Raw genomic sequence first — 21,302 nt, forward strand, 5'->3', positions numbered from 1 at the left:
CGTTCATTTCCTTTTCTACCAGCGACGCTCAAACTTCTTGCGAAGGAAGACCGCCAATGCATTCATGAGGACGAGGAAGGCGAGCAATACCATGATCGCCCCGGATGTTTTTTCGACAAAGGCCCGCTCCGGGCTATCCGCCCAGAGGAAAATCTGCACCGGCATGACCGTTGCCGGATCATTGATACCGCCCGGTATATCTGCAATAAAGGCAACCATACCAATCATCAGCAGCGGCGCCGTCTCGCCAAGAGCCTGGGCAAGACCGATGATGGTCCCCGTCAGGATACCCGGCATCGAGAGCGGCAGCACATGATGAAAGGCGGCCTGCTGTTTCGAGGCGCCAAGGCCGAGCGCCGCCTGGCGGATACTGTCTGGGACGGCGCGGATCGCGGCCCTTGAGGCGATAATGATCGTCGGCAGTGTCATCAGCGCAAGGGTGAGGCCGCCAACCAGCGGGGCCGAGCGCGGCAGATGCGCCACATTCAAGAAGATGGCAAGCCCCAGCAGACCGAATACGATGGAAGGAACGGCCGCCAAATTATTGATATTCACCTCAATCAGGTCATTGAACTTGTTGCGCGGGGCGAATTCCTCCAGATAGATCGCTGTCATCACCCCGATGGGAAAGGATAGCAGCATGGTAATCAGCAACGTGTAGAAAGAGCCGACCATGGCGCCCGCGATACCGGCCTTCTCCGGCTCCCGGCTGTCACCGTTTGTGAAGAAGCCCGAATTAAAATGGGTGACAATCTGCCCTTCCTCTTTAAGGCTGTCGATCCAGACAAGCTCCTTGTCCTTGACGCGGCGGTTATCCTCAGCCAGGTCACGGTCGATATAGCCCTTATTCAGCATGTCCACATCATCGCCCGCCAACAGCTCGACAGACAGCGTCTGACCAATCAGCTCCGGGTTCGCCATCACCATATCGCGGAGCGTATCACTCGCATCATTGCTAAGCAGGCCGAACAGCGCGCGCAGATTGCTACGCCCCTCGACATCGGGGAAGCGGGCCCGCAGCGACTCCTGCACCAGCTTTGTATAGTTGGCGTGGCGAAGAGCCTCCGGATCGCGCGTACCGTCCTTGTCAATGATTGCCTCATTGAACGTCACATCCAGCGAGATAGACGTCTGGATAAAGGCGGTGTAGCCCTTGCTGAAGATGCTGAACATCAGGATTGCCAGCAGGGTCAACGCCGTCAGGATGGCCCCCAGGCCGATACGCTGAAATCGTTTTTCTGATCGTTTCCGGCGTGCAAGGTTTTTGCGGAAATGATCGGAATTCCAACCCGTCCCACCGGTCTTGTTGCTAAGGTCAGTCATATTTTTCCCGATATTTGCGAACGACGACCAGGGCGATCACGTTCAGGCACAAGGTCACAATGAAAAGCACGAGGGCGAGCGCAAAGGCCGCCAGGGTTTTGGCACTGTCGAATTCCTGATCCCCCACCAATAGTCCGACAATCTGCACAGTCACCGTTGTCACGGCTTCCAGCGGATTGGCGGTGAGGTTGGCGGCGAAACCGGCGGCCATTACCACGATCATGGTTTCGCCAATAGCGCGGCTGACGGCCAGCAGGACGGCCCCGACGATGCCCGGCAGCGCCGCGGGCAGGATCACCTTGCGCACCGTTTCAGAACGGGTTGCGCCAAGGCCGTAGGAGCCATCGCGTAAACTCTGCGGCACCGCCATGATGATGTCGTCACTGAGTGAGGAGACAAAGGGGATAATCATCATGCCCATCACGAACCCGGCAGCCAGCGCACTTTCCGACACAATATCAATGCCGATGGCGCTGCCGGTGTCGCGCAGGAACACGCCGACAGTCAGAGCCGCGAAGAAGCCGTAGACGACCGTCGGAATACCGGCGAGGATTTCCAGCAACGGCTTCACCACCGAACGGAACCGGTCGGACGCATATTCGGTCATATAAATAGCGCTGAGCAGTCCAAGCGGCACGGCGACGCACATGGCGATAAAAGTGATCAGCAGCGTGCCGGTAAAAAGCGGAATTGAGCCGAATGCCCCGCTCGACCCCACCTGATCGGCACGCAGTGCAGTCTGCGGGCTCCAGTTCAGACCGAAGAAAAACTCGCTCATCGGTACTTTTTTGAAAAACTGGATCGTTTCAAACAGCAGCGAGAAGACAATGCCGACAGTGGTCAGGATTGAAATAATGGAAGCGAGGATCAGGATACCGAAAACGACCGCCTCGATACTCTTACGAACTTTAAGATCAGGGCCGATCCGGCGAATGGCGAGGAAAAGACCACCGGCAGCGGCAAGCAGCCCCAGAACCGGGAAGAAAACCCGGTCAATCTGCTGATTTGTACCGGCATCAAGCTGTAACGGCATCACTTGAAAGACCACCCAAAACACGCCCAGCAAAAGGGGCGGAAGCAGGGCCCATATGGCGACAAACAGACCGAACTGATGCGGACGGGGGGTCAGAAAACTCGTCGATTGCCGAACGGCGCCAAGGGCCTTTTTTGAACCGAACCAGTATCCGGCGGCAGAGAGCAGCAGTAGCGCGATCAGAAAGGGATAGAAGCTCATGACAGTTACTTTTATGAGGCCGGCGCCCGGCAGGGAAAATCATTGTAAAGAAAAGGCGGGGCCGAAACCCCGCCTTCTCCGGAAAATTACATCAGTTTCAGCGGCGCAAGTTCCAGCGCATCGCTGCGGACTTTTTCACGTTCCGCTTCACCGAGCGGGATCAGGCCCTTTTCGGTCAGATAACCGAATTCACCGAAGGCCTTGTCGCTCGTAAATTCAGCGAGGAATTCCTTGATGCCCGGCACCTTGCCGACATGCGCATCCTTCACATAGAAGTAGAGGGAGCGGGAAATGCCATACTTGCCATCAGCGATATTTTCAAAGGTCGGCTCGACACCGCCCACATGGCTGCCCTGCAGCTTGTCAGCATTCTGGTCTAGGAAGCTGAAGCCAAAAATGCCAAGCGCATCGGGATTGGCTTCCAGCTTCTGGACAATCAGGTTGTCGTTTTCACCGGCTTCGATATAGGCGCCGTCTTCACGGACGGAATGAGCAGCCGCCTTATAGGCATTGCCGTCGGACTTTTTCAGTGCCTTCAGCATTTCAAACTCATCCGCGCCGCCTTCCATGGCCAGTTCAACGAATGCATCGCGGGTGCCGCTCGTCGGGGGCGGGCCCAGAACTTCAATCTTGGTGTTAGGCAGCGAAGGATCGATTTCGTTCCAGGTCTTGTAAGGGTTATCGACCAGCTTGCCATCTACTGGCACCTGCTTGGCAAGCGCCATGAAAATCTGCTGCTTGGTCAGGTCAAACACCGGCGCTGACTTGGAGTTGGCAATCACGATACCGTCATAACCAACCTTGACTTCCGTAATCTCGGTAACGCCATTTTTTGCACAGGTATCAACTTCGGACTGTTTGATCCGGCGGGAGGCATTGGTGATATCAGCAGTATCCAGCCCGACGCCGGAGCAGAAGAGCTTCAGCCCGCCGCCCGAACCGGTGCTTTCAACAACCGGGGTTTTAAAGCTGCCGCTGCTGCCGAAGGCTTCGGCGACGGCGGTGGAAAAAGGGAAAACCGTTGAAGAGCCGACGATCCTGATCTGATCGCGAGCCATTGCCTGACCCGAGAAGGCGGCGGTGGCAACTGTTGCGGCGATTGCCAGACCGATGGTTTTGTTTAGCACGTGTCATTCTCCGTTCATTGCATGCGACAGCATTCTCTGTCGGTGGCGGAACATTGCGCTTGTCAGGCGTCAGAATTACTACAGTTTCGTGACACTATTGTTACAACGGAAAAGGAGGCAAAAAACGGCGGAAAACGGGTTATCAGCCTGTTGCCAGCGGCAGGCGAACGGTGAAGCAGGAGCCCTTTCCAACGGTTGAGCTGATCTCAAGCTGGCCACGGTGGCGACTCACTATATGCTTGACGATGGCCAGGCCAAGGCCGGTGCCACCAAGCTTACGGCTGCGATCATTATCAACACGGTAAAACCGCTCCGTCAGGCGGGAGAGATGTTCCTCCGCGATCCCTTCCCCTTCGTCAATGACAGAAAGGCGCGCCTCCTGCCCGCTGATTGTCACCCGGACGGTCACCTCGCTCTTCTCCCGCCCGTATTTCAGGGCGTTGTCCACAAGGTTGGTGAACACCTGCGTGAGCTGATCGAAGTCGCCGGTGACAATCACATCACGTTCCGGCAGATCTAGCCGGATGCTCTTTTCCAGCTTTACCGCCTTGGCCCGCAACAGATCGGCAACACCGGTAAGCAGACGCGCCATATCCACCCGGCCCGTCGGCCGACTATGCTCATTAATCTCGATCTGCGAGAGCGACAGCAGATCATTAACGAGCTGCGACATGCGTGTCGTCTGTGTCTGCATCATGGTAAAAAATCGCTCATGGGCGGCCAGATCATTCCGCGCCGGGCCCACCAGCGTTTCCAGCGCGCCCACCAGAATGGCAAGCGGGGTTCTGAGTTCATGGCTGGCATTGGCGATAAAATCCACGCGCATCTGCTGCATCCGGCGTGATTCGGTAAGGTCATGCAGCGTCAGGATGAGATCGGCCTCCGCATTTTCTTCTTCCTTCAGGCTGACCAGATATCCCGCCACATGCCGGGGCACCACATCGGACACGGTGAATTCTATCCGCTCATGAAGTGCTTGCCCTTCCTCCGCCGCGTCAACGGCTTTCAACAGCGCCGGATGACGGATGAAACGGGTCAGTTCGCCGCCCATCTCCTCCACATGGAAGAAACGTTTCGCGGCGGCGTTGGATCGGTTGATCTGCCGGCCACGCCCCAACACCAGCACCGGATCGGGCAGCAGGTCAAACAGCAACGCCGTCTCATCCTGCCGCCTTTGTGTCTCGCGCAGCATATGTTGCAGCACACGACGATACTGCTCCATCGCGAGCAGCAGGTTATCGACCGGCAACAGCCCGGCGCGCGCGCCGTCGGTTCCCGTCACATCCAGCGGTGACATGACCGCCGCCCGCTCCATCCGCCGCGCCACCGTGCGCAGCTCTCGCATCATGCGAAGATAGACAAATAAAGCCGGCATCGCCACTGCCGCCAGCAGCAATGCATAATCCTTGGCCCCTACTCCGCCCTGCAAATCCAGCAGCAGAAGAAGCAGGCCAAGCGGGCTGATCATCAGAAGGATAAACAGCAGCATTCTCCAGAAATTGCCGGGACCAGAGGACATTTATTAACTCATCGTCGGTGAAAGGGGTCAGGAATAACCGCGCACAGCCAGCCCTTATGCGGCAATTTTCTTACAATTTCGTGACGGCAGCAAGCGTATCCCCTATTTCCCGGTTGAGTACCAGATCCGCGTAGCTATCAAGCGGCGTCGGTTCACGGTTCAAAATCACCAGCGGCGCGCCGCCCTGCCGGGCGATCAGCGGCAATTCCGCCGCCGGATACACCACCAGAGATGACCCGATGGCAATGAAAAGGTCGCAATCGAGCGCCGCCTCGGTGGCGCGGCGCATTTCCTCCACCGGCATGGCCTGACCGAAAGAAATCGTTGCTGTCTTGATCAGGCCACCGCAATGACCGCATTCCGGCAGAACCTCATCGGGCAGGAAAACGGCCCGCACCTCGTCAAGTTCCATACGCGTGCCACAATCCAGGCATTTTGCATAAGTCGTATTGCCGTGAATTTCGATAACCTCCTGATCCGGAATACCGGACGCCTGATGCAGCCCGTCAATATTCTGGGTAATCACCGCCTTCAGCCTGCCCTGCTGATGAAGGTTGGAAATCGCCTGGTGACCTGCATTTGGAACGGCAGTTGCCATGACGCTGTCCATCGCAAACTTGCGGCGCCAGCTCTCCCGCCGCGCCTCAGCCGAGGAGATGAATTCGGAAAAATCAATAGGGCGGTTCTTTTCCCACAGACCGCCGGGGCTCCGAAAATCCGGGATGCCTGATTCCGTGCTGATCCCCGCGCCCGTGAATATCACGATTGAGCGGCTGTCATTCACCATATCCGCCAGCGTCTGCACCTCATCACCCTTCATCCTCAGCCTCCCTGTTCATCCTGCTTCGGGCATGTTGCCACTCATTTTATGATTATAGGCATAATTTAGCGCAGAGTGCCCGGAATTGAAAAATCCTCTGCTTGATTGTCACAACCATTCTGCCTGTTCGTTATCTGTACATGTTCATCAGCGCAATGGAACGCGCAGACGGAGGGATTATGAGAAAGGACACTATGAACGATATCGTCGCCAAGGAGTTTTCCGATGCCCTAGCGCGCTGTCATCAGCAGGGCATTGACCCCGGAACAGTCCGCACTGGACTACTGACCATCGCCATCGCCAATTTCGTGAACGGCATCGGGTTGCAGAACACCATCTCGCTATTCGGCGCCCTGCCAGAGCATATCCGCTCCGGCATGTTCGACCGCTTCATCGACCCGAACCGCGAAGGTGCGGCGGCGACTGCGGCTCCACCTCCCCTCGCGCCGGCACCAGTCTCTTCCCGACCAGAACCGGTTGCCCCTGCGCCCTCCCGGCGACGATTGGTCTAACGGAACAGTCCTCAAAGACAGGCGCTGGATACCCCTCGGTTTTCGGCAATTTTAGGACAATTTTCCTTATGCATTAACCGTTTTTAAGGAAGATCGTATTAGGCTGCAAGCTCATTGGTTCATCACTCAGAAGAGAGGCCAGAGCTGTGCCTATTCACAAACCATTTGCCGCCCGTCTCCGGACAGCCCTTCTCGCCACGACCGGATTGGTCGTTGCGGGCTGCAACACCACCGCCGATCCCGCCACTTCGGCAAGCACCGCCGCTGACAGGCCCGCCGCCATCGCCAGCAATGCGGATGATCGGTCCGGCAAGGGTCTCAATTATCAATCACTGGTGCGGGTTGCCGAGCGCGCCTGGGCAAGACATGACGCCCCGACGGCGCTGCGTCTCTATGCAACCGCCGCACAGCAGGACCCGAACAACCCCGCACCGCTGCTTGCCATGGGAGACATCCTGCGCAGCACGGGCAAACCCGGCGAAGCCCTCATCGCTTACGATCAGGCGCTTGTCAGAGATCCCCGCAATCTCGCGGCGCTGCATGGCCTCGGCTATACCCAGCTTCAGCTTGAAAAGCCCTATCAGGCCTCGCGACACTTTACCCGCGCGTTGGAAATAAACGGCAATGACGCGAGATCTCTCGGTGGTCTTGCGGTGGCACTCGACAAAGCCGGGGATCATCCCCAGGCGCAGGAATATTATCGCCAGGCCATCAAGGCCGACCCGGAAAATCTCAATTATAAAAGCAATCTCGCCCTTTCCCTTGCTCTTACGGGCGAAACGGATCAGGGCATTGCACTACTGAAAACGGTTACTGACAATCCGGCAGCCACAGCAAAGCATCGTCAGACGCTTGCCCTGGTCTACGGGCTGGCGGGCAAATCCGGTGAGGCGCTGAAATATTCCCGCATGGATCTCTCGGAACAGGAAGTGCGCAACAACGCGCTCTACTTCGCGGCGCTCAACGGCGAAACAGACGAGAATGTCAGCTCTCTCGATCAGCAGATCAAGATGATGAAAGCCTCGCGTAATGAAGTGGTAGTTGCCGAACAGCTTGATCGTGACGCCCCGCGCCGCCCGGAAAACCCGGATAGGCTGGTCGCCCGTGTGGACAGTGAACGGCTCGGCACCGATGCGGCCGCAAGCAAGCCCGCGGCCCCGGCCCGCAGCAATCCAAAAAGCCTGACGCCGCCCCCCGCCGCCCCCGTCATGATGGCAAAGTCGGAACCGGCCGCGCCGACAGTGACTGCAAAATCTCCTGCTGTGCAGGAAGTCGCACCGGTCGTGACGACAAAGAAAGCCACCCCGCAAAGCTCTGATGAGATGGTTGTCGCCCATGCGGAAGCCGTTAAAAAGCAGGCTGAGAGCCCGGTTGCAGTGTCAAAAGCGGAAGCTCCGGCAGAGGCGCCAAAAGCGACTGCCGCGAAAAACCTGACCAAAACAGAGGAGAGCACCCCTGCCCCGGCCCGTGAATGGACGCTTGACGCAAAACCCACACCACCGGCCACCGCAAAGGTGGAAGCCGTAAAGGCGGACAAAACTGACGAGGCGACGGTTGTCAAAGCGTCCTTTACGCCGCTTGCCAATGCCTACAAGCCCGATGGCGGTAAATATTATTTGCAGATCGGTTCCTATAAGGATATGCCGCTTGCCGAAAAAGGCTGGCNTATTATCCAGTCGCAGAANATNGACCTNCTGGANGNTGTCGANCCGGTCTATCATCATGCCGACCTTGGCGACAAGGGGGGCGTTCACTACCGCTTGCAAATCGGTGGCTTCGCGGACAGGNCNCGTATGATGAACCTCTGCGCCACGCTTCGNGACCGCAATTTNGACTGCTTTATGCCAGCCCCTGAAAANGCCGGNCCGANAAAGCAGNAGANNCCNACCCTCGCNCCNGAACANCGGATGGTGGAGGAAACNNCTCCTGCCAACAAAGNGAAACCCGCCAGCGAACCCGGCATGATCGCCGATACGGAAGAAAGTTTCGGNGCTTTCTGANAGCTGCGCANAGCAACAAAAAAGGGCCGGTTATCTACCGGCCCTTTTATTTTGTGNAATCTTTTCGGNTTTATTCACCCCGTGNCCCTTCTCCTGTCCNGCGCTTCTTCATNTTATGAATAGCCANTCCATNCNCTCTTTCTTCTGNCCTATGGCTCTGAGGCGTGGCATTAAAAAACGACGCCGGAGAAGCGCCGTTTTCAAGACAGATATCTTTTTATATTTTGAATAATGAGCGNGGGCTCAGCCCCCGCCCGCAAAAGCGTCAATGGCCTTCAGAACCGCGGGACCGATCAGCACAATAAAGAGNGCAGGNAGAATGAANANAATCATCGGCACTGTCATGATGGCGGGCAGCCGGGCGGCTTTCTCCTCCGCCTTCATCANNCGTTCGTCCCGCATTTCACTGGCCAGCACACGCAGTGCCACAGCCAGCGGCGTGCCGTATTTCTCAGTCTGNATCAATGTATTCACAAGCGTTGTCATTGCCTGAAAATCAACCCGTGCCGCTAAATTGGCGAGTGCCATCTTGCGATCTGGCAANAACCCAAGTTCGATGGAGGCAAGGCCGAATTCATCNGAGAGTTCAGGCGAGGANTTGGAAATCTCCCGGCAGACCCGATCCAGCCCNCTGTCAAGGTTNAGCCCNGCCTCCGTNCAGATCACAAGNAGGTCAAGCGCATCCGGCAGGGATTTGCGAATCGCNTCATACCGCTTTGAAANCCGGTTTTTGACAAGTATGTCCGGCAAAAGATAGCCGAGAAGCCCGGCACCGCCGGAGACCAGCAACTTCACNGCCGCGCCCCATTCAACTGCATGCGTGCCAAAGAGGTAAACGCCNGTCAGCACCGCAAAAAGAAGAGGCAGAGANATTTTTGCAAACAGATAGGCCACCAGCGCATCTTTCGAGCGCCANCCGCCNTTTGCCANCTTNGCNGCCATAACCCGCGCCCGNTCGCCCCGCATGAGCTGCAGCTTNTTGACGATGCGNTGCATGAAGGTTTCGCGCATCACCAGCTTGCTGCGCTGCCTGGTCTGGCCGACCATCTCCGATTTCAGTTTGCTGCGNCGCTTTTCGAGATTCTTGATGCGTCCGGGCAAGTGTNTCCTTCACCAGCAGCGCATTCCACATCATCAGCACCACCGCNAAGGAAGCCACCCCGGCAATCAGGGCCAGCATATTNTCNTCACGCAGCCANTCNGGCAGAAGGGTGGCGATATCGACCATAGTGTGACCTCCTAGATCTCGAAGCGGACCATTTTCGCCATNACGCCGACACCGNANCCGATCATGGTNAGGCCNGCNCCGATCATNTACATGCCNCGCGGATCATTGACGAGGGTCATGACATAGGAATCGTTGGCCAGCCACAGCAGGAAAAACATGATGAAAGGCAGGGAGCCNATGATCCAGGCACTGGCNCGCGCTTCAGAAGACATTGCCTTGATCTTCAGCTTGATCTGGCGCCGCTTGCGCAGCGTNCTNGCAAGTCCGCCAAGGGTCTCCGCNAGGTTACCGCCNGTNTCGCGCTGGATGGATATGGCNATGATGAGGAACTTGAANTCCGGAACGTCGATGCGTCGCGCCACATCCCACAGCCCCTGCTCCAGGCTNTGNCCNACCCGCATGGCATCGGCAACGCCNCGAAATTCCTTGCCAACCGGNTCCGGCGCATCCTTACCGACGGTGACAATCGCCTCGCTGATCGGCAGACCGGCACGCAGGCCCCGNCACAGCAATTCAATNGCTTCGGGAAAGGTCTTCATGAATTTNTTGATCCGCCGNTTGCCNAGAAANCCNATCGTGAAATGCGGCAGNAAAAGCCCGGAAGCGAGCCCCACTGGAATGGCGAGAAACATCGGCANNTCATANAGATAATGGCCNGCNCCGATGATCAGCAGGATCAGNATGCCGGTAAAGGTGGCGTAGCGNGAGATGGAAATCTTNTANCCNGTCTTTTCGAGCCNGATCTTGAGNNGATCGGGNTTNGGGACNAGCGTCTTGATAATACTGTCGAGAATTCGNAANCCGCTGGTATCNTGTGCCCGGCGGGCGGAGCTGCGGGNTNTCGGTTTGCCGGTGGGCTTTTGNCCNTCGCTGATTTCCGCAAGCCGNCGNNTCATGTCGCGGCTGTGCCCNTCGCCNCCGGCAAAGGCAAAAACCAGCAGCAGNGAAATCANCANNGTCGCGCCNCCAACAACGAGCATCATGGTCATCTGATCCATCATATNGCTCCCAACAGCATCTTTTCGAGGCCGAAATAGGCCGCCCGTGGTGCGAAATGCGGACGCAGGCCCGATGACTTGAACTCACCGAGCAGACGGCCGCCCTTATCTTCACCATGAAACTCATACCAGAACAGGTCCTGCATGGTGATGACGTCTTCTTCCATGCCGACCACTTCGGAAATATAGGTAATACGGCGGACACCATCGCGCATCCGGCTAACCTGGACGATCAGATCAATGGCGGAAGCGATCTGCGTGCGCACGGCCTTTGCGGGCAGATTGACGCCCGACATGCCCACCATATTTTCTAGCCGGGTCAGCGCCTCGCGCGGGCGGTTGGCGTGAATGGTGGACAGCGAACCGTCATGTCCGGTGTTCATGGCCTGCAGCATGTCAATGGCCTCACTGCCGCGAATTTCGCCGAGGATAATCCGGTCAGGCCGCATACGCAGGGCGTTCTTGAGAAGATCGCGCATGGTAATCTCACCACCGCCTTCCAGGTTGGCGCTGCGAGTTTCCAGCCGCACCACATGGGGCTGCTGCAATTGCAGTTCCGCCGCGTCTTCGATAGTCACGATGCGCTCGCCCGGATCGATCAACTGGGAAATGGCGTTCAGCATGGTGGTTTTACCGGAGCCCGTACCACCAGAGATCAGGATATTCAACCGACACCGGCCCGCAACCCGCAGGACAGTCGCCGCAGCCGGCGACATATTCTGCTGCCGCTCCATCACATCGAGAGTGATTTTCTGCTTGGCGAATTTACGGATGGAGATGGACGGGCCATCAATGGCGAGCGGCGGAATGATGATATTCACTCGGCTGCCATCTGCAAGGCGGGCATCCACCAGCGGGTTTGATTCGTCAATACGCCGCCCCACATGGCTGACGATACGCCCTGCAATCTGCATCACATGGGCGTTGTCACGAAACTGGCAATCGGACAGCACCAACTTGCCCTTCTGCTCCACAAACACCTGCTTGGGGCCATTGACCATAATATCGGTGATGCCCTCATCGGCGAGCAAAGGCTCCAGCGGACCGAGGCCGAGCATGTCATGCATCAGGCTTTCGGTCAGCTCACGCTGCTCGCGCTGATTAAGCTGGATACGTTCCTCGATCAGGATATCGGTGACAATATCGGAAATATCACGCGCCAGGTCGAGACGGTCCATGGTCACGGCGGCGCTGATATCGATACGCTCCATCAGCAGCGGCTGGACCGTTTGCTTGATACTTTCCAGATGTTTGTTCATAGGCTTACCGGTGGTTTCCGGCGCCATCGACAGGTTGAACAGCGAAGCAGAAGTTACTTCTTCTTTTTCAACAGGTTCAGCATCCTCCTGTTTCGCCAGCGGCACGACGGGGACGATATCTTCGTCGTCATCTTCCTCCATTTCTGAGGAGGATGCCTCATATCCGGCCGGTCGGTCGAATTCAGCCTGCAATTCTACCGGCGCATCCGGGTCAGCGCCGAAAACAGTCACGCCTTCTTCGACAATTCGGGCGCTATAAGACGCGGACATTTCCGACCCGTTGCCGGAAGACGGCCGCTCTGATGATGACTTTGAAACCGCGGCCGCGATCCGCTGCTTTTTTTCGTCCAGCCGTGACCAGACAGCCTGCGCCAGGTCATTGACCAGCGCGCGCTGCTCCAGAACATTGAGATCGATCCGTTCACGCTTCATCGTTTCGCGCAAATATGTCTTGACCATCTGCGTAACGGCGGAGCGATTTTCGTTAACATCGATTTGCGGCAGCAGCTTCTCCATCACTTCCGGCGAGAATTTCGCCACAAGCTCCGAGGCAACGGGCCCGGCCGCGCTCGCGGCAGGTATTGCCCTATCCTTGCTGTCCGTTGAAGATGAACGCCATAAGCTCACGGTTCAGGCCTCGCTTACTTCTTTTTCCTGCCGCCCGGAACAATCGTGAAAAGCCCTTTTTTCTTCGGCTTCTCATATCCCGACACGTCTGCCGCCAGTTCCCGCAAGACCTTGACAATCGGCGTCTTGGTTGCCACTTCCCCGACCGCCTTGCCGGCATTGGCGCAAACAGTCAGGGTTTTGGCATCTTCCGGGATGATATAGCTCACCGGCTCATTGAGGCCGCGTTCAAAATCCGCTTTTGAAACTTGTGCCGCCCGTTCTGATCCGACACGGCTCACCACCTTCAGGATACGTCCCTTTGTTTGCAGTGATGTCATGGCCTGAGTAATCCGGTTGATATCGCGAATTCCGGCCAGCGTCTGGTCGGATACCAGAATCACGGCATCGGCGGCGGCCAGCAGCGCCCCCTGCGTTGGCAGCATATGCCGCGGCAGGTCAATCACAAGCTGGTTGTAATCCTGACTGATTTCCCCGATCAGGGCGTCGATGGATTCCTCGCTGACGTCCACCAGCTCGTCGATCGGCTCTTCCGTTCCGAGAACGGCAAGACGCTCGCCATCCTTGACGATGGCGCTGTCCAGAAACAGCTTGTCCAGACGATGCGGATTTTCCAGCGCCTCACGGAAGCCGCCACCGGTTTCGATATCGAGCGACAATGTCGTCGTGCCGAAATGCAGATCCATATCAAGCAAGGCCGTCGGCAGCTTTTCCTCATTCGCCATGATCCAGGCGAGGTTTGTGGCGATAGTCGTTGCGCCAACGCCGCCGCGCACCCCGATAACCACGGTCAGGCGGCCACTCTGTGATGCTTTCACGGCCTGCGACTGGCGATCAATATTCTCGATGGCATCCTTCATCAACTCGAAGGTCAGCGGCTTGACCAGATAGTCTCTTGCCCCCAGCGCCACCATTTTGCGGAACTCGCCCACATCATTGGCATCGCCAATAACAATCAGCGTATTCTCCGTGCCCATTTTGCGGATCAGGCGAGTGATGTCTCCGTCAGGATCAAGGCTTCTGGTGACATCGACCATTACTACCTTTGGAGAGTTACCGGGTTCGATGCGGTTTAGTGCGGCGGCAATGCCGCCATCCTGTGTTGCATCTTCCGACAGTTCAAGGGCCGCACAGACTTCGCGGCTTACGGAAAGAGACTTGTCATCCTCGACAAAGGCCATGAAATCTTCACAGACCGCATTACCGAAAAGCGTGCTCAGAGATGATGCTTTAGCCATGGTCGCCTCCTCAATTAGCCGGTGCGGCAGCAGCCCCGCCGCCGCTGCCACTGCGGTATTTTTCAACAGCTTTTGCGGCCCGCTCGCCAAGCGCCCTGTCCGCAGCGGACGGATCGACCAGATCCCGCGGATTGGCGACCATATCGGCAAGCGCCTCCGCATTCGCGCATCCCATATACGGAAGCGGAAGATTTTCATATCCAAGTCCGTCAGGCTTGTACCAGCCCTTCTGACAGCTCGGATCGACAGTCGCGACATATTTCACGAAATAGACCCGCAGCGCATTCGGCTCGCTTTCGGCGCTGACACGGGGAGCGACCTCAAACCCGCGATCCTGAAGGAAAGCGGCGACTTCGGCGAATCGCTGTTCATTCAGGCCCATCCCGCCATGATTGGGAAATTCAACCTCGACGCTCTCGCCAAACTGGATATCCTGCGCATCAATAAAGCCGAGCAGCCGTCCCTTTTCCATATCGCTGAGGCTGGCCCGCCCACCCGGAAAACCGACAACGATCGTCGGGGTAAGCTGGCTGACGGTAATTTTTTTCTCAACCTTCGCCTTTTCCGGCGTTGCTGTGATGTCATGCGCGCCAAACAACCCTTCGGGTGACGTGCAGGCAGCCGTCAACATCACAAATCCGACAAGCCCGGCCAGCGTTACGCTTTTCTTCAACAGATTCTCTCGCATCAGATCTACTCCAGAATAAAGCCAGCCGGACCGACAAGTTTCACATCACTCGCCGCGGTCTTTTGTGCCACGTCACGTTGATCGGCTACCGGCGCCGCATCGCCAAGGGTCGGGCGGAAATTCCGCGCACCGATATAAAGATCCTTGTCGTTCGGCGGGATATACCCATCGGTCGGCTCGGCAATCCGCGAATTGCTTGGCTTGACCAGATAGGGGGTTACGATAATCAGCAGTTCCGTTTCGTTCCGCTGGAAAGAGGATGACCGGAATAACGCGCCGAGGATCGGGATATCGCCGAGGAACGGCGTTTTCGAAATATTGTTGTCACCATCATTGCTGAGCAGGCCGCCAATCGCGAAGCTCTGGCCGCTGGCCAGTTCCACCGTTGTCTGCGCCCGCCGCGTCAGCAGCGACTGGATAAAGGCCCCGCCCACATTAATAGCGGAGGTGGAGGAAAGCTGGCTTACCTCAGGCGCAACCCGAAGATTGATCAGGTTTTCATCCACGATAGTGGGCGTAAAGCTGAGCGACACGCCGAAAGGCTTATATTCAACCGTGATGGCCCCATCTTCCTGCGGCACGGGAATGGGGAATTCGCCGCCTGCCAGGAAATTTGCGGTCTCACCGGAGAGTGCGGTCAGGTTCGGCTCCGCCAGAATGGTCAGCAAGCCCTCTTCGTCAAGGGCATCAATAACATTCAGAACGCTCGCATTGCTGTCGCTGTATCCGGAAATAAAATTGGAGCCCGCGCCGAGCCGGGTAATATTTCCGCCTGCACCGCCGACAATATCTGTCGGTGTTGCGAATCCGAGAAATCCGTTGCCGATCTGGCCAAAGACTTCCCAATTAACACCAAACTGCTTGGTGACCGAACGGGAGACTTCCGCAATTCTTACACGCAGATTGACCTGCATGGCGCCGGCGACCTCAATCCGGTTGAACACTGTACCGCCGCCGAGATAAAGCGCCGCCATACGTCGGGCATCTTCTGCCTGCGCCGCAGATTTAACCTTTCCCGTCAGCATGATACCTGTCGGGGTGGACCGCGCACGCAGGCCGCCATTGGGGCTGATATCCTGCAACGCGGCATTCAATGACGTGACATCATGGGTGATAGAAACAGGCGAATTCAGTAGTACTTTCCCATCTGAATCAAGGGCGAACAGATTGGTGCTTCCCGTTCCTTTACCAAACACATAAATAATGGTCGGCGACTGTACCTGAACATCGGCGAGCTCGGGGTTACCGACGAAGACGGAGGTGGCCGCCCGGTCAAGCTGCACAAGCTTGCCCGAATTCAAGGTCAGCTCCAGAATGTCCCCTTTTGAATTGATCACCTCTGCGGCGTCGACCGTGGCCGGAGCAGCAAAAGCCAGAAACGTCCCCATACCAAGCGTGGCCGTAAGCTGGATTAATCTGTGCAACATCGCAACTACTCCTTAGTCGAACAATTTCTGCTTGGCTTCGCCAGCACGCACGACATTGATAACGGTCGTCGGGATACCGGTCCGCGGTGTCCCGCCCGTGATCAGGCGGCTTGCCTCGCTGTCCCAGGTATGGCCGCGCCCACGTTCATCCTTGAAAGCAACCTCGCCATTTTTGCTTTTCGCCTCATCCTCAATGCGCGCGAGCGCGCGCAACGATAAGGTGAGACGGCCAAGCTGGGTCGCCACGGCGACAATTTCTGCCCCTTTCGGCGTTACTTCCAGCGTCGCAACGCGGCTGACGGATGCTTCCTTGACCTGATCATTGGTGGACTGATCCATGGCGACAACGCGGACATCGGTCAGGATGGTCTCACTCGCCCGGCGGGAACCTGTCCCATCGCCCTCGACTTCCGATTCCTTGACCAGCGAATGGGTCAGGATCACATCAACCCGATCCCCCGGAAAAACGAAACCGGCAATGCCCGTTGTCATGTCCACAGGGATGGAAACGGCGCGTTTACCCGGATTGAGAACGGCGGCGAGAAAGCCTGCCTGCCCCGGCTTGACCAGCCGCGCATCGGTGACCGGTTCTCCGGTGACAACGCCCTGGCGCACAACCGTGCCGATGAAATCTTCAAGCGGGCGCTTGTTCTCGACGATATAGATCTCGTCCAGATCGTCATCTTCGGGCCAGGCCTGCCATTTCAGATGCTGTTCCTGCACCAGCGTCCCCGCAGGCAAATCAGCCGCCGCCACCAGAATCTTGATATTCTGAATCACCGGAGCCTTTTCAACGGCAGCGGTTTCGACAGTATGTGGTTTCTGATTACCCGCCCAGTTCCGCACGAACCAGACGGTGGAGCCGGTAATAATCAAGGCAAACAGGATTAAAATAAATTTTCGCGCCATGGTGCTAATCCGTTAAATTTGAATTGTCAGTGAGACTACGCCGCAAGTCATTAATTTCCGGTTAAATTTATTACTGTTTGGAGATATAATTTCGGCAAAAAACCGCTAAAAACCGCGCAGAATCGGCTGATTCAGGACGCGGCCAAATTGCTTAAAATTTATAGGAATCAGGAGCAGAAAAACTGCTTCGTTAAGGCTTGGAAAAAACCATTTAACAGCAGCCAATTCAATGCTGCTTAGATCAGCCGCAGCTATCTTTACCATCTTCGGTAAGCTCATAATCCTTACCAATCGCAACGCAGAAATCTTCGGTGATACCAGAAAAGGCTTCAAAAATAGTTTCACCGGTTGAACCGAAGGCAACGACGGCGGCGATGGACACAAGCGCCGCGATCAGACCGTATTCAATGGCTGTGGCGCCGGTTTCGTTAGCAATGAAATCCCTAAGCAAATCAGCCATAACAACCTCCGGATTATCTTATTCGATTGCTGCCAAAATATCGGTCCAAGGAGTTTTTTAGAAAAGAAGGGCGCCTTTGAAGACGCCCTTCTAGACAGACTCTTAGGTGTCTGTGTCTGCCGGAGCAGCACAGGATCCTGCTACACCGGTTTCCGTGTTCGATGCAGTATAGGTCCCGCCGGTGCCTTCACAAAGGGCTTCTGCGATGTCATCGAATGCACCAACGATGGTGTCACCCAGAGCCGTAAAGGCAACAACGCCAACAAGAGCGACAAGAGCTGCAATGAGGCCGTATTCGATAGCCGTCGCGCCGGTCTCGTCTTTAACGAAAGAACGAATAACTTTGATCATTTTAAGTCTCCTTACCTCAGGATTTTATCCTGACACTTAACAAAACCTGGTTTTGAAACCTCGGGCGACTGCCCTTCGGCCTTCAGACTTTCAAGCCCGCGTCAGCCGCAACCTGAAAAGCCCTTTCTTTAAAGCGCTTCCCAAGTTCGTCTTGCCTCGCGCCTTGGAGTGCATTTAAACCCCAATTCATTAATCAATAGTTAAAAGACTTAAAATTACCGTCATTTATTTAAAGTTAAAACTATGTAAAATTTTATTAAACAGAAAATTTACCATATATATTGTTTATAATTTTATTTATTTTTGATTTTATATTTATTTATTATTTTATAATTATGCATAATATGATGAATTTTAAAATTATTTCATAATAATTACTTAATTTCAGAGAATTTTATTGAAATCATCTCGTAGTTTTAATGAATTATTAAAATTTTTATCTGATGCTGCATTTATATGAGTCTGTTCTGCATTTCAGGGTGTCAGCATGATCAGGAAAATTTATTCCGGCGCGTTTCAGCGAACAATCAGGGAATTTGCAAGGAATAACCGCGGCGCGTCCGCGGTCATCATCGCCTTTCTGGCCATTCCAATTTTCGGCGCTATTGGGCTTTCCATCGACCTTGGGCGCGCCTATGTTCTGAAATCGAAGCTGTCCACAGCTCTTGATGCGGCGGGCCTCGCAGTCGGGCGAAATATCTTCGCCCCAACGGATGCGGAAATCTATGCCGATGCACAGAAATATTTTGATGCCAACTTCCCTTCCGGCTTCCTCGGGACCGACCCCATCACCATGAATGCCCAGACGGTACAATGGGACGGGACAAGGGAAAATATCCGCCTCAGCGTCCATGCCGATATGGGGACGACCTTCATGAATGTGCTGGGCATGCCCTCCCTCACCGTCGGATCGGCCACGGAAATCAAACGACAGAATCGCGGTATGGAACTGGTCATGGTACTCGATAATACAGGATCGATGAGCGAAGGTCTGAGTGGAAGTACCCGCATGGCCGTGTTAAAAACTTCCGCTAAAAATTTGATTGATACGTTATACGGCAATGACGAAACTCGGGAAAAGCTCTGGGTTGGTATAGTCCCGTACACAATGGCCGTAAATGTCGGGCCGCAAAATATCGATTGGCTCAAACCATTTTATAAAACCAATTTAAAAAGCAATTCAAATAGCATTTTCACCCATGATTCTACTAATACAGCCCTTGATAGCGGCGGCACAGTCTACGGATGGAAAGGCTGTGTTGAAATGCGAGATCACCTGATTGATGGTACCATCGATATTTCCGATGATCCACCTGCGGACGATTTTGTTCCTTATTTTTGGAACGATTACGCCAGAGATTCCGACAATGATTTTAATGGTGATAATAGCGGTGGCGACAGTGTAACGAGAAATGATTGGCGGGAGTCTGACGGGGATATTTCCATCACTTCCAGCAAGGGGCCCAATAAATACTGCCCATCAGCGCCCATCCTGCCTCTGACAGCCGAGAAGAGCATCATCAAATCGCATATTGACGATATGGTTGCAGATGGTGGAACGGCCATCAATATCGGCATGACCTGGGGCTGGCGGGCCATTTCTCCTCGCTGGAGAGGATTCTGGCATGGATCATCAACTCTGAATCTGCCAATGAATACAAAGGTTTCTCCCAATGAAGCCTATACAAATCTCCCGCTTGAGTATAACGAAATGCATATGGACAAAGTTGTTATTCTGATGACGGATGGTGAGAATACTCTTGGTCTCAATACTTCTGCTTATGATATATATCATGCGTTTGCCCGGCAGGAGCTGTTCGATCATGCCCCAACGTCTCCATACTATTATGACTACAGAGGCTTTCTTAACCAGAGCGCGTTATATAGCAGTCCGTATTCCAACTATCCCGACATCCTTGACGATAAGGTACTCGCGACCTGTACTGCTATGAAGAACGCAGGCATTATCGTTTATACGGTCTTACTCGTCGATGGAAATTCCAGCATGATGCGCGATTGTGCAACATCTCCCAAGCATGCATTTGTTGCAACATCAGCAGCAGAACTGCAAGACAACTTCAACACGATAGGTGAAGAACTCAGCAATCTGCGTATTTCGAAATAAGGGATCGCATGAACATTACTCCCGTTGTGGAGGCGCAAAAAAGGCGGTGACATATCACCGCCTTTTTTCGTGTTCGTTATCCGGAAATATCTCTCTTAACTCCCGGACGGGAAGGTGATCATGTCCGTGAAGCGTGGGCGGAAGAAGGCGCGAGAGCTGATCATCATATCACCAAAAAAGCCGATATCGCCGAGCAGATAAGGGCGGAAATTATAATAAACCTCGGCGACGATCAACGTCTCCCCGTCGGATAGCGTCTCTCCCGAGCCTGCGTCCGGAAAGACAGATGGCAGCGTCGCATCGCCGCCGACCGTATCTCCGATCCTGCTGCTCGCCCCGTCAACGGAGCCCGCAACCCGTTGACTGAGAATTTCCGGCGCCTCCCCTGCCCGGCCCTGAACGGAGGTCAGAATGATCATATTCTCCCCCGCAATATCGAACGGCTGCGCCATGAAGATCGCACTGTCGATGATATTGGAAATTTCCGTCTCGCTGATATTTTCCGTACCCGAACGGGCGATCAGGTCCGACAACGTCGCCGCAATGCGGTCCAGCTTCTGCGTCATCAGCGCATAGCGCGCCACTTCAAAACTGCCCGCCGCCAACAGAACCAACACCGGTAGAAATAGCGCAAATTCCGCCATGGCAACTCCCTGGCGATTGCGACGGAAACGGCCCAGCAAACTCATCTTTGGGCGTTTGACGGATTTGATCAAATGTTTCATATCACCCTCAAGCAGCACAGAGAAGGCCTTAGAAAGGTTCATTGCGAATAACGATGGAGGCGCGCATCGGGATCAGCCCGTTCAGAATGGGGATGACCTGACCGCTCAGGAAGTTCCAGTTATAACGCACCGTATAAAGAACAATGTCTCCCTGCGCGCCCATTCCGGCAACGCCGAAATCCGCATCATAAATGCCATTGCCATTGACCTCGACCCATGGCTCCCCATCCGGATAGACGGTGCCATCCGTGTGGGTATAGGGGCCCGAGGTCCATTCGCCATTGCCATCAAGATCGGTAAATTCCTCGCCCTGCCCGACTTGCGCGAAATTTTCATAGACCAGGATGCTGATATCATCGGTAGTGAGATCAACGAGACCGAGCGATGCTTCGTTCAGCATATCGACAAGCGCCTGCGTATTGCTGCTGCCCTGCTGGATCTGGCCGGTCAGACCAAGACGGGAAGCATCCTTCAGGCTGCCCTCAACCACCGTATTGATGAACATGGCCATGCTGAGCTCGATAATGCCAATCAGGAAGACAATCAGCAGCGGCGCAATCAGCGCAAGCTCAACCGCCGTCGCGCCCAGGGAATCCTGCGCAAACGCCTTTGCTACCTTGCGCCTCAAAAGCCTGCGTATCGCCATTACCAACGATCCTTCTGCAAATATATACAAAAAGGATAATCGAAGGCCCTTAATGGCGCGTTAAAAAGTCCATAAAATTGGCGAAA

Annotated in this window: 19 protein-coding genes; 3 read left to right on the plus strand and 16 right to left on the minus strand. The window is 55.2% G+C overall.

The annotated features are described in order from the left end of the window. Positions 1–15: 15 nt before the first annotated feature. The 5 genes from pstA to CMN55_RS04285 all read right to left on the minus strand — a co-directional run bounded on the left by pstA (position 16) and on the right by CMN55_RS04285 (position 6,023). On the minus strand, positions 16–1,323 hold the full coding sequence (pstA, locus tag CMN55_RS04265) for a phosphate ABC transporter permease PstA (protein ID WP_293948298.1): 1,308 nt from the start codon (positions 1,321–1,323) through the stop codon (positions 16–18). After that, complete coding sequence (gene pstC / locus CMN55_RS04270) at positions 1,316–2,557, minus strand: phosphate ABC transporter permease subunit PstC (protein ID WP_293948299.1); 1,242 nt, start codon at positions 2,555–2,557, stop codon at positions 1,316–1,318. The genes pstA and pstC overlap by 8 nt, the downstream gene beginning before the upstream one ends. 86 nt (positions 2,558–2,643) lie before the next feature. Then, positions 2,644–3,684 (minus strand): PstS family phosphate ABC transporter substrate-binding protein, encoded by a 1,041-nt coding sequence (locus tag CMN55_RS04275; protein ID WP_293948300.1) that lies wholly within the window; start codon positions 3,682–3,684, stop codon positions 2,644–2,646. A 142-nt stretch (positions 3,685–3,826) separates the two neighbouring features. Further along, positions 3,827–5,203, minus strand: coding sequence for an ATP-binding protein (locus CMN55_RS04280; RefSeq protein ID WP_293948301.1), 1,377 nt, complete (start codon positions 5,201–5,203; stop codon positions 3,827–3,829). A 70-nt stretch (positions 5,204–5,273) separates the two neighbouring features. Continuing rightward, on the minus strand, positions 5,274–6,023 hold the full coding sequence (locus tag CMN55_RS04285) for an SIR2 family NAD-dependent protein deacylase (RefSeq protein ID WP_293948302.1): 750 nt from the start codon (positions 6,021–6,023) through the stop codon (positions 5,274–5,276). 179 nt (positions 6,024–6,202) lie between these two features. On the opposite strand from CMN55_RS04285, the gene CMN55_RS04290 reads away from it, so the two are divergent. After that, positions 6,203–6,535, plus strand: a complete 333-nt coding sequence (locus CMN55_RS04290; RefSeq protein WP_293948303.1) for a hypothetical protein — start codon at positions 6,203–6,205, stop codon at positions 6,533–6,535. 335 nt (positions 6,536–6,870) lie between these two features. After that, entirely contained in the window at positions 6,871–8,535 is a 1,665-nt protein-coding gene (locus tag CMN55_RS04295) for an SPOR domain-containing protein (RefSeq protein ID WP_459253643.1), read from the plus strand. Positions 8,536–8,778: 243 nt separating this feature from the next. Here the strand turns inward: CMN55_RS04295 and CMN55_RS04300 are convergent, their stop codons facing one another. The 9 genes from CMN55_RS04300 to CMN55_RS04340 all read right to left on the minus strand — a co-directional run bounded on the left by CMN55_RS04300 (position 8,779) and on the right by CMN55_RS04340 (position 17,720). Further along, positions 8,779–9,582 carry a type II secretion system F family protein gene (locus CMN55_RS04300; protein ID WP_366931970.1) on the minus strand — a complete coding sequence of 268 codons (804 nt, stop codon included), beginning with the start codon at positions 9,580–9,582 and terminating at the stop codon, positions 8,779–8,781. Between the two features lie 192 nt (positions 9,583–9,774). After that, a complete protein-coding gene (locus tag CMN55_RS17435; protein WP_459253640.1) occupies positions 9,775–10,764 on the minus strand; it encodes a type II secretion system F family protein in 990 nt (329 codons plus the stop codon). Continuing rightward, positions 10,761–12,536, minus strand: a complete 1,776-nt coding sequence (locus tag CMN55_RS04310; RefSeq protein WP_459253644.1) for a CpaF family protein — start codon at positions 12,534–12,536, stop codon at positions 10,761–10,763. Before CMN55_RS04310 ends, CMN55_RS17435 begins: the two co-directional genes overlap by 4 nt. 125 nt (positions 12,537–12,661) lie before the next feature. Next, positions 12,662–13,885, minus strand: a complete 1,224-nt coding sequence (locus CMN55_RS04315; RefSeq protein WP_293948307.1) for a nucleotide-binding protein — start codon at positions 13,883–13,885, stop codon at positions 12,662–12,664. Between the two features lie 10 nt (positions 13,886–13,895). Then, complete coding sequence (locus tag CMN55_RS04320; RefSeq protein WP_293948308.1) at positions 13,896–14,573, minus strand: CpaD family pilus assembly lipoprotein; 678 nt, start codon at positions 14,571–14,573, stop codon at positions 13,896–13,898. A 5-nt stretch (positions 14,574–14,578) separates the two neighbouring features. Then, positions 14,579–16,000 (minus strand): type II and III secretion system protein family protein, encoded by a 1,422-nt coding sequence (locus tag CMN55_RS04325; protein WP_293948309.1) that lies wholly within the window; start codon positions 15,998–16,000, stop codon positions 14,579–14,581. Positions 16,001–16,012: 12 nt separating this feature from the next. Further along, positions 16,013–16,909: a Flp pilus assembly protein CpaB gene (gene cpaB, locus CMN55_RS04330; protein WP_293948310.1), complete on the minus strand. Its 897-nt coding sequence runs from the start codon at positions 16,907–16,909 to the stop codon at positions 16,013–16,015. A gap of 241 nt (positions 16,910–17,150) precedes the next feature. Continuing rightward, positions 17,151–17,369 carry a Flp family type IVb pilin gene (locus CMN55_RS04335; RefSeq protein WP_293948311.1) on the minus strand — a complete coding sequence of 73 codons (219 nt, stop codon included), beginning with the start codon at positions 17,367–17,369 and terminating at the stop codon, positions 17,151–17,153. Between the two features lie 102 nt (positions 17,370–17,471). Further along, entirely contained in the window at positions 17,472–17,720 is a 249-nt protein-coding gene (locus CMN55_RS04340) for a Flp family type IVb pilin (RefSeq protein WP_293948312.1), read from the minus strand. 487 nt (positions 17,721–18,207) lie between these two features. On the opposite strand from CMN55_RS04340, the gene CMN55_RS04345 reads away from it, so the two are divergent. After that, positions 18,208–19,845, plus strand: coding sequence for a pilus assembly protein (locus tag CMN55_RS04345; RefSeq protein ID WP_293948313.1), 1,638 nt, complete (start codon positions 18,208–18,210; stop codon positions 19,843–19,845). Between the two features lie 95 nt (positions 19,846–19,940). On the opposite strand, the gene CMN55_RS04350 is transcribed toward CMN55_RS04345, so the two are convergent. Continuing rightward, positions 19,941–20,570 carry a TadE/TadG family type IV pilus assembly protein gene (locus CMN55_RS04350; RefSeq protein ID WP_293948314.1) on the minus strand — a complete coding sequence of 210 codons (630 nt, stop codon included), beginning with the start codon at positions 20,568–20,570 and terminating at the stop codon, positions 19,941–19,943. A gap of 28 nt (positions 20,571–20,598) precedes the next feature. After that, positions 20,599–21,216 carry a TadE/TadG family type IV pilus assembly protein gene (locus CMN55_RS04355; protein ID WP_293948315.1) on the minus strand — a complete coding sequence of 206 codons (618 nt, stop codon included), beginning with the start codon at positions 21,214–21,216 and terminating at the stop codon, positions 20,599–20,601. Positions 21,217–21,302: the final 86 nt, after the last annotated feature.

The organism is Sneathiella sp. (genome assembly GCF_002694385.1).
In the GTDB taxonomy this organism is placed as follows: domain Bacteria; phylum Pseudomonadota; class Alphaproteobacteria; order Sneathiellales; family Sneathiellaceae; genus Sneathiella.

Excerpts from the sequence above, each read along its gene's own strand:
- CMN55_RS04350 (WP_293948314.1), bottom strand. The coding sequence starts at position 20,570 with ATGAAACATTTGATCAAATCCGTCAAACGCCCAAAGATGAGTTTGCTG.
- CMN55_RS04290 (WP_293948303.1), top strand. The coding sequence starts at position 6,203 with ATGAGAAAGGACACTATGAACGATATCGTCGCCAAGGAGTTTTCCGAT.
- CMN55_RS04340 (WP_293948312.1), bottom strand. The coding sequence starts at position 17,720 with ATGATCAAAGTTATTCGTTCTTTCGTTAAAGACGAGACCGGCGCGACG.
- CMN55_RS04325 (WP_293948309.1), bottom strand. The coding sequence starts at position 16,000 with ATGTTGCACAGATTAATCCAGCTTACGGCCACGCTTGGTATGGGGACG.
- CMN55_RS04355 (WP_293948315.1), bottom strand. The coding sequence starts at position 21,216 with ATGGCGATACGCAGGCTTTTGAGGCGCAAGGTAGCAAAGGCGTTTGCG.
- pstA (WP_293948298.1), bottom strand. The coding sequence starts at position 1,323 with ATGACTGACCTTAGCAACAAGACCGGTGGGACGGGTTGGAATTCCGAT.
- CMN55_RS04335 (WP_293948311.1), bottom strand. The coding sequence starts at position 17,369 with ATGGCTGATTTGCTTAGGGATTTCATTGCTAACGAAACCGGCGCCACA.
- CMN55_RS04315 (WP_293948307.1), bottom strand. The coding sequence starts at position 13,885 with ATGGCTAAAGCATCATCTCTGAGCACGCTTTTCGGTAATGCGGTCTGT.
- CMN55_RS04285 (WP_293948302.1), bottom strand. The coding sequence starts at position 6,023 with ATGAAGGGTGATGAGGTGCAGACGCTGGCGGATATGGTGAATGACAGC.
- CMN55_RS04345 (WP_293948313.1), top strand. The coding sequence starts at position 18,208 with ATGATCAGGAAAATTTATTCCGGCGCGTTTCAGCGAACAATCAGGGAA.
- CMN55_RS04320 (WP_293948308.1), bottom strand. The coding sequence starts at position 14,573 with ATGCGAGAGAATCTGTTGAAGAAAAGCGTAACGCTGGCCGGGCTTGTC.
- CMN55_RS04280 (WP_293948301.1), bottom strand. The coding sequence starts at position 5,203 with ATGTCCTCTGGTCCCGGCAATTTCTGGAGAATGCTGCTGTTTATCCTT.
- cpaB (WP_293948310.1), bottom strand. The coding sequence starts at position 16,909 with ATGGCGCGAAAATTTATTTTAATCCTGTTTGCCTTGATTATTACCGGC.
- pstC (WP_293948299.1), bottom strand. The coding sequence starts at position 2,557 with ATGAGCTTCTATCCCTTTCTGATCGCGCTACTGCTGCTCTCTGCCGCC.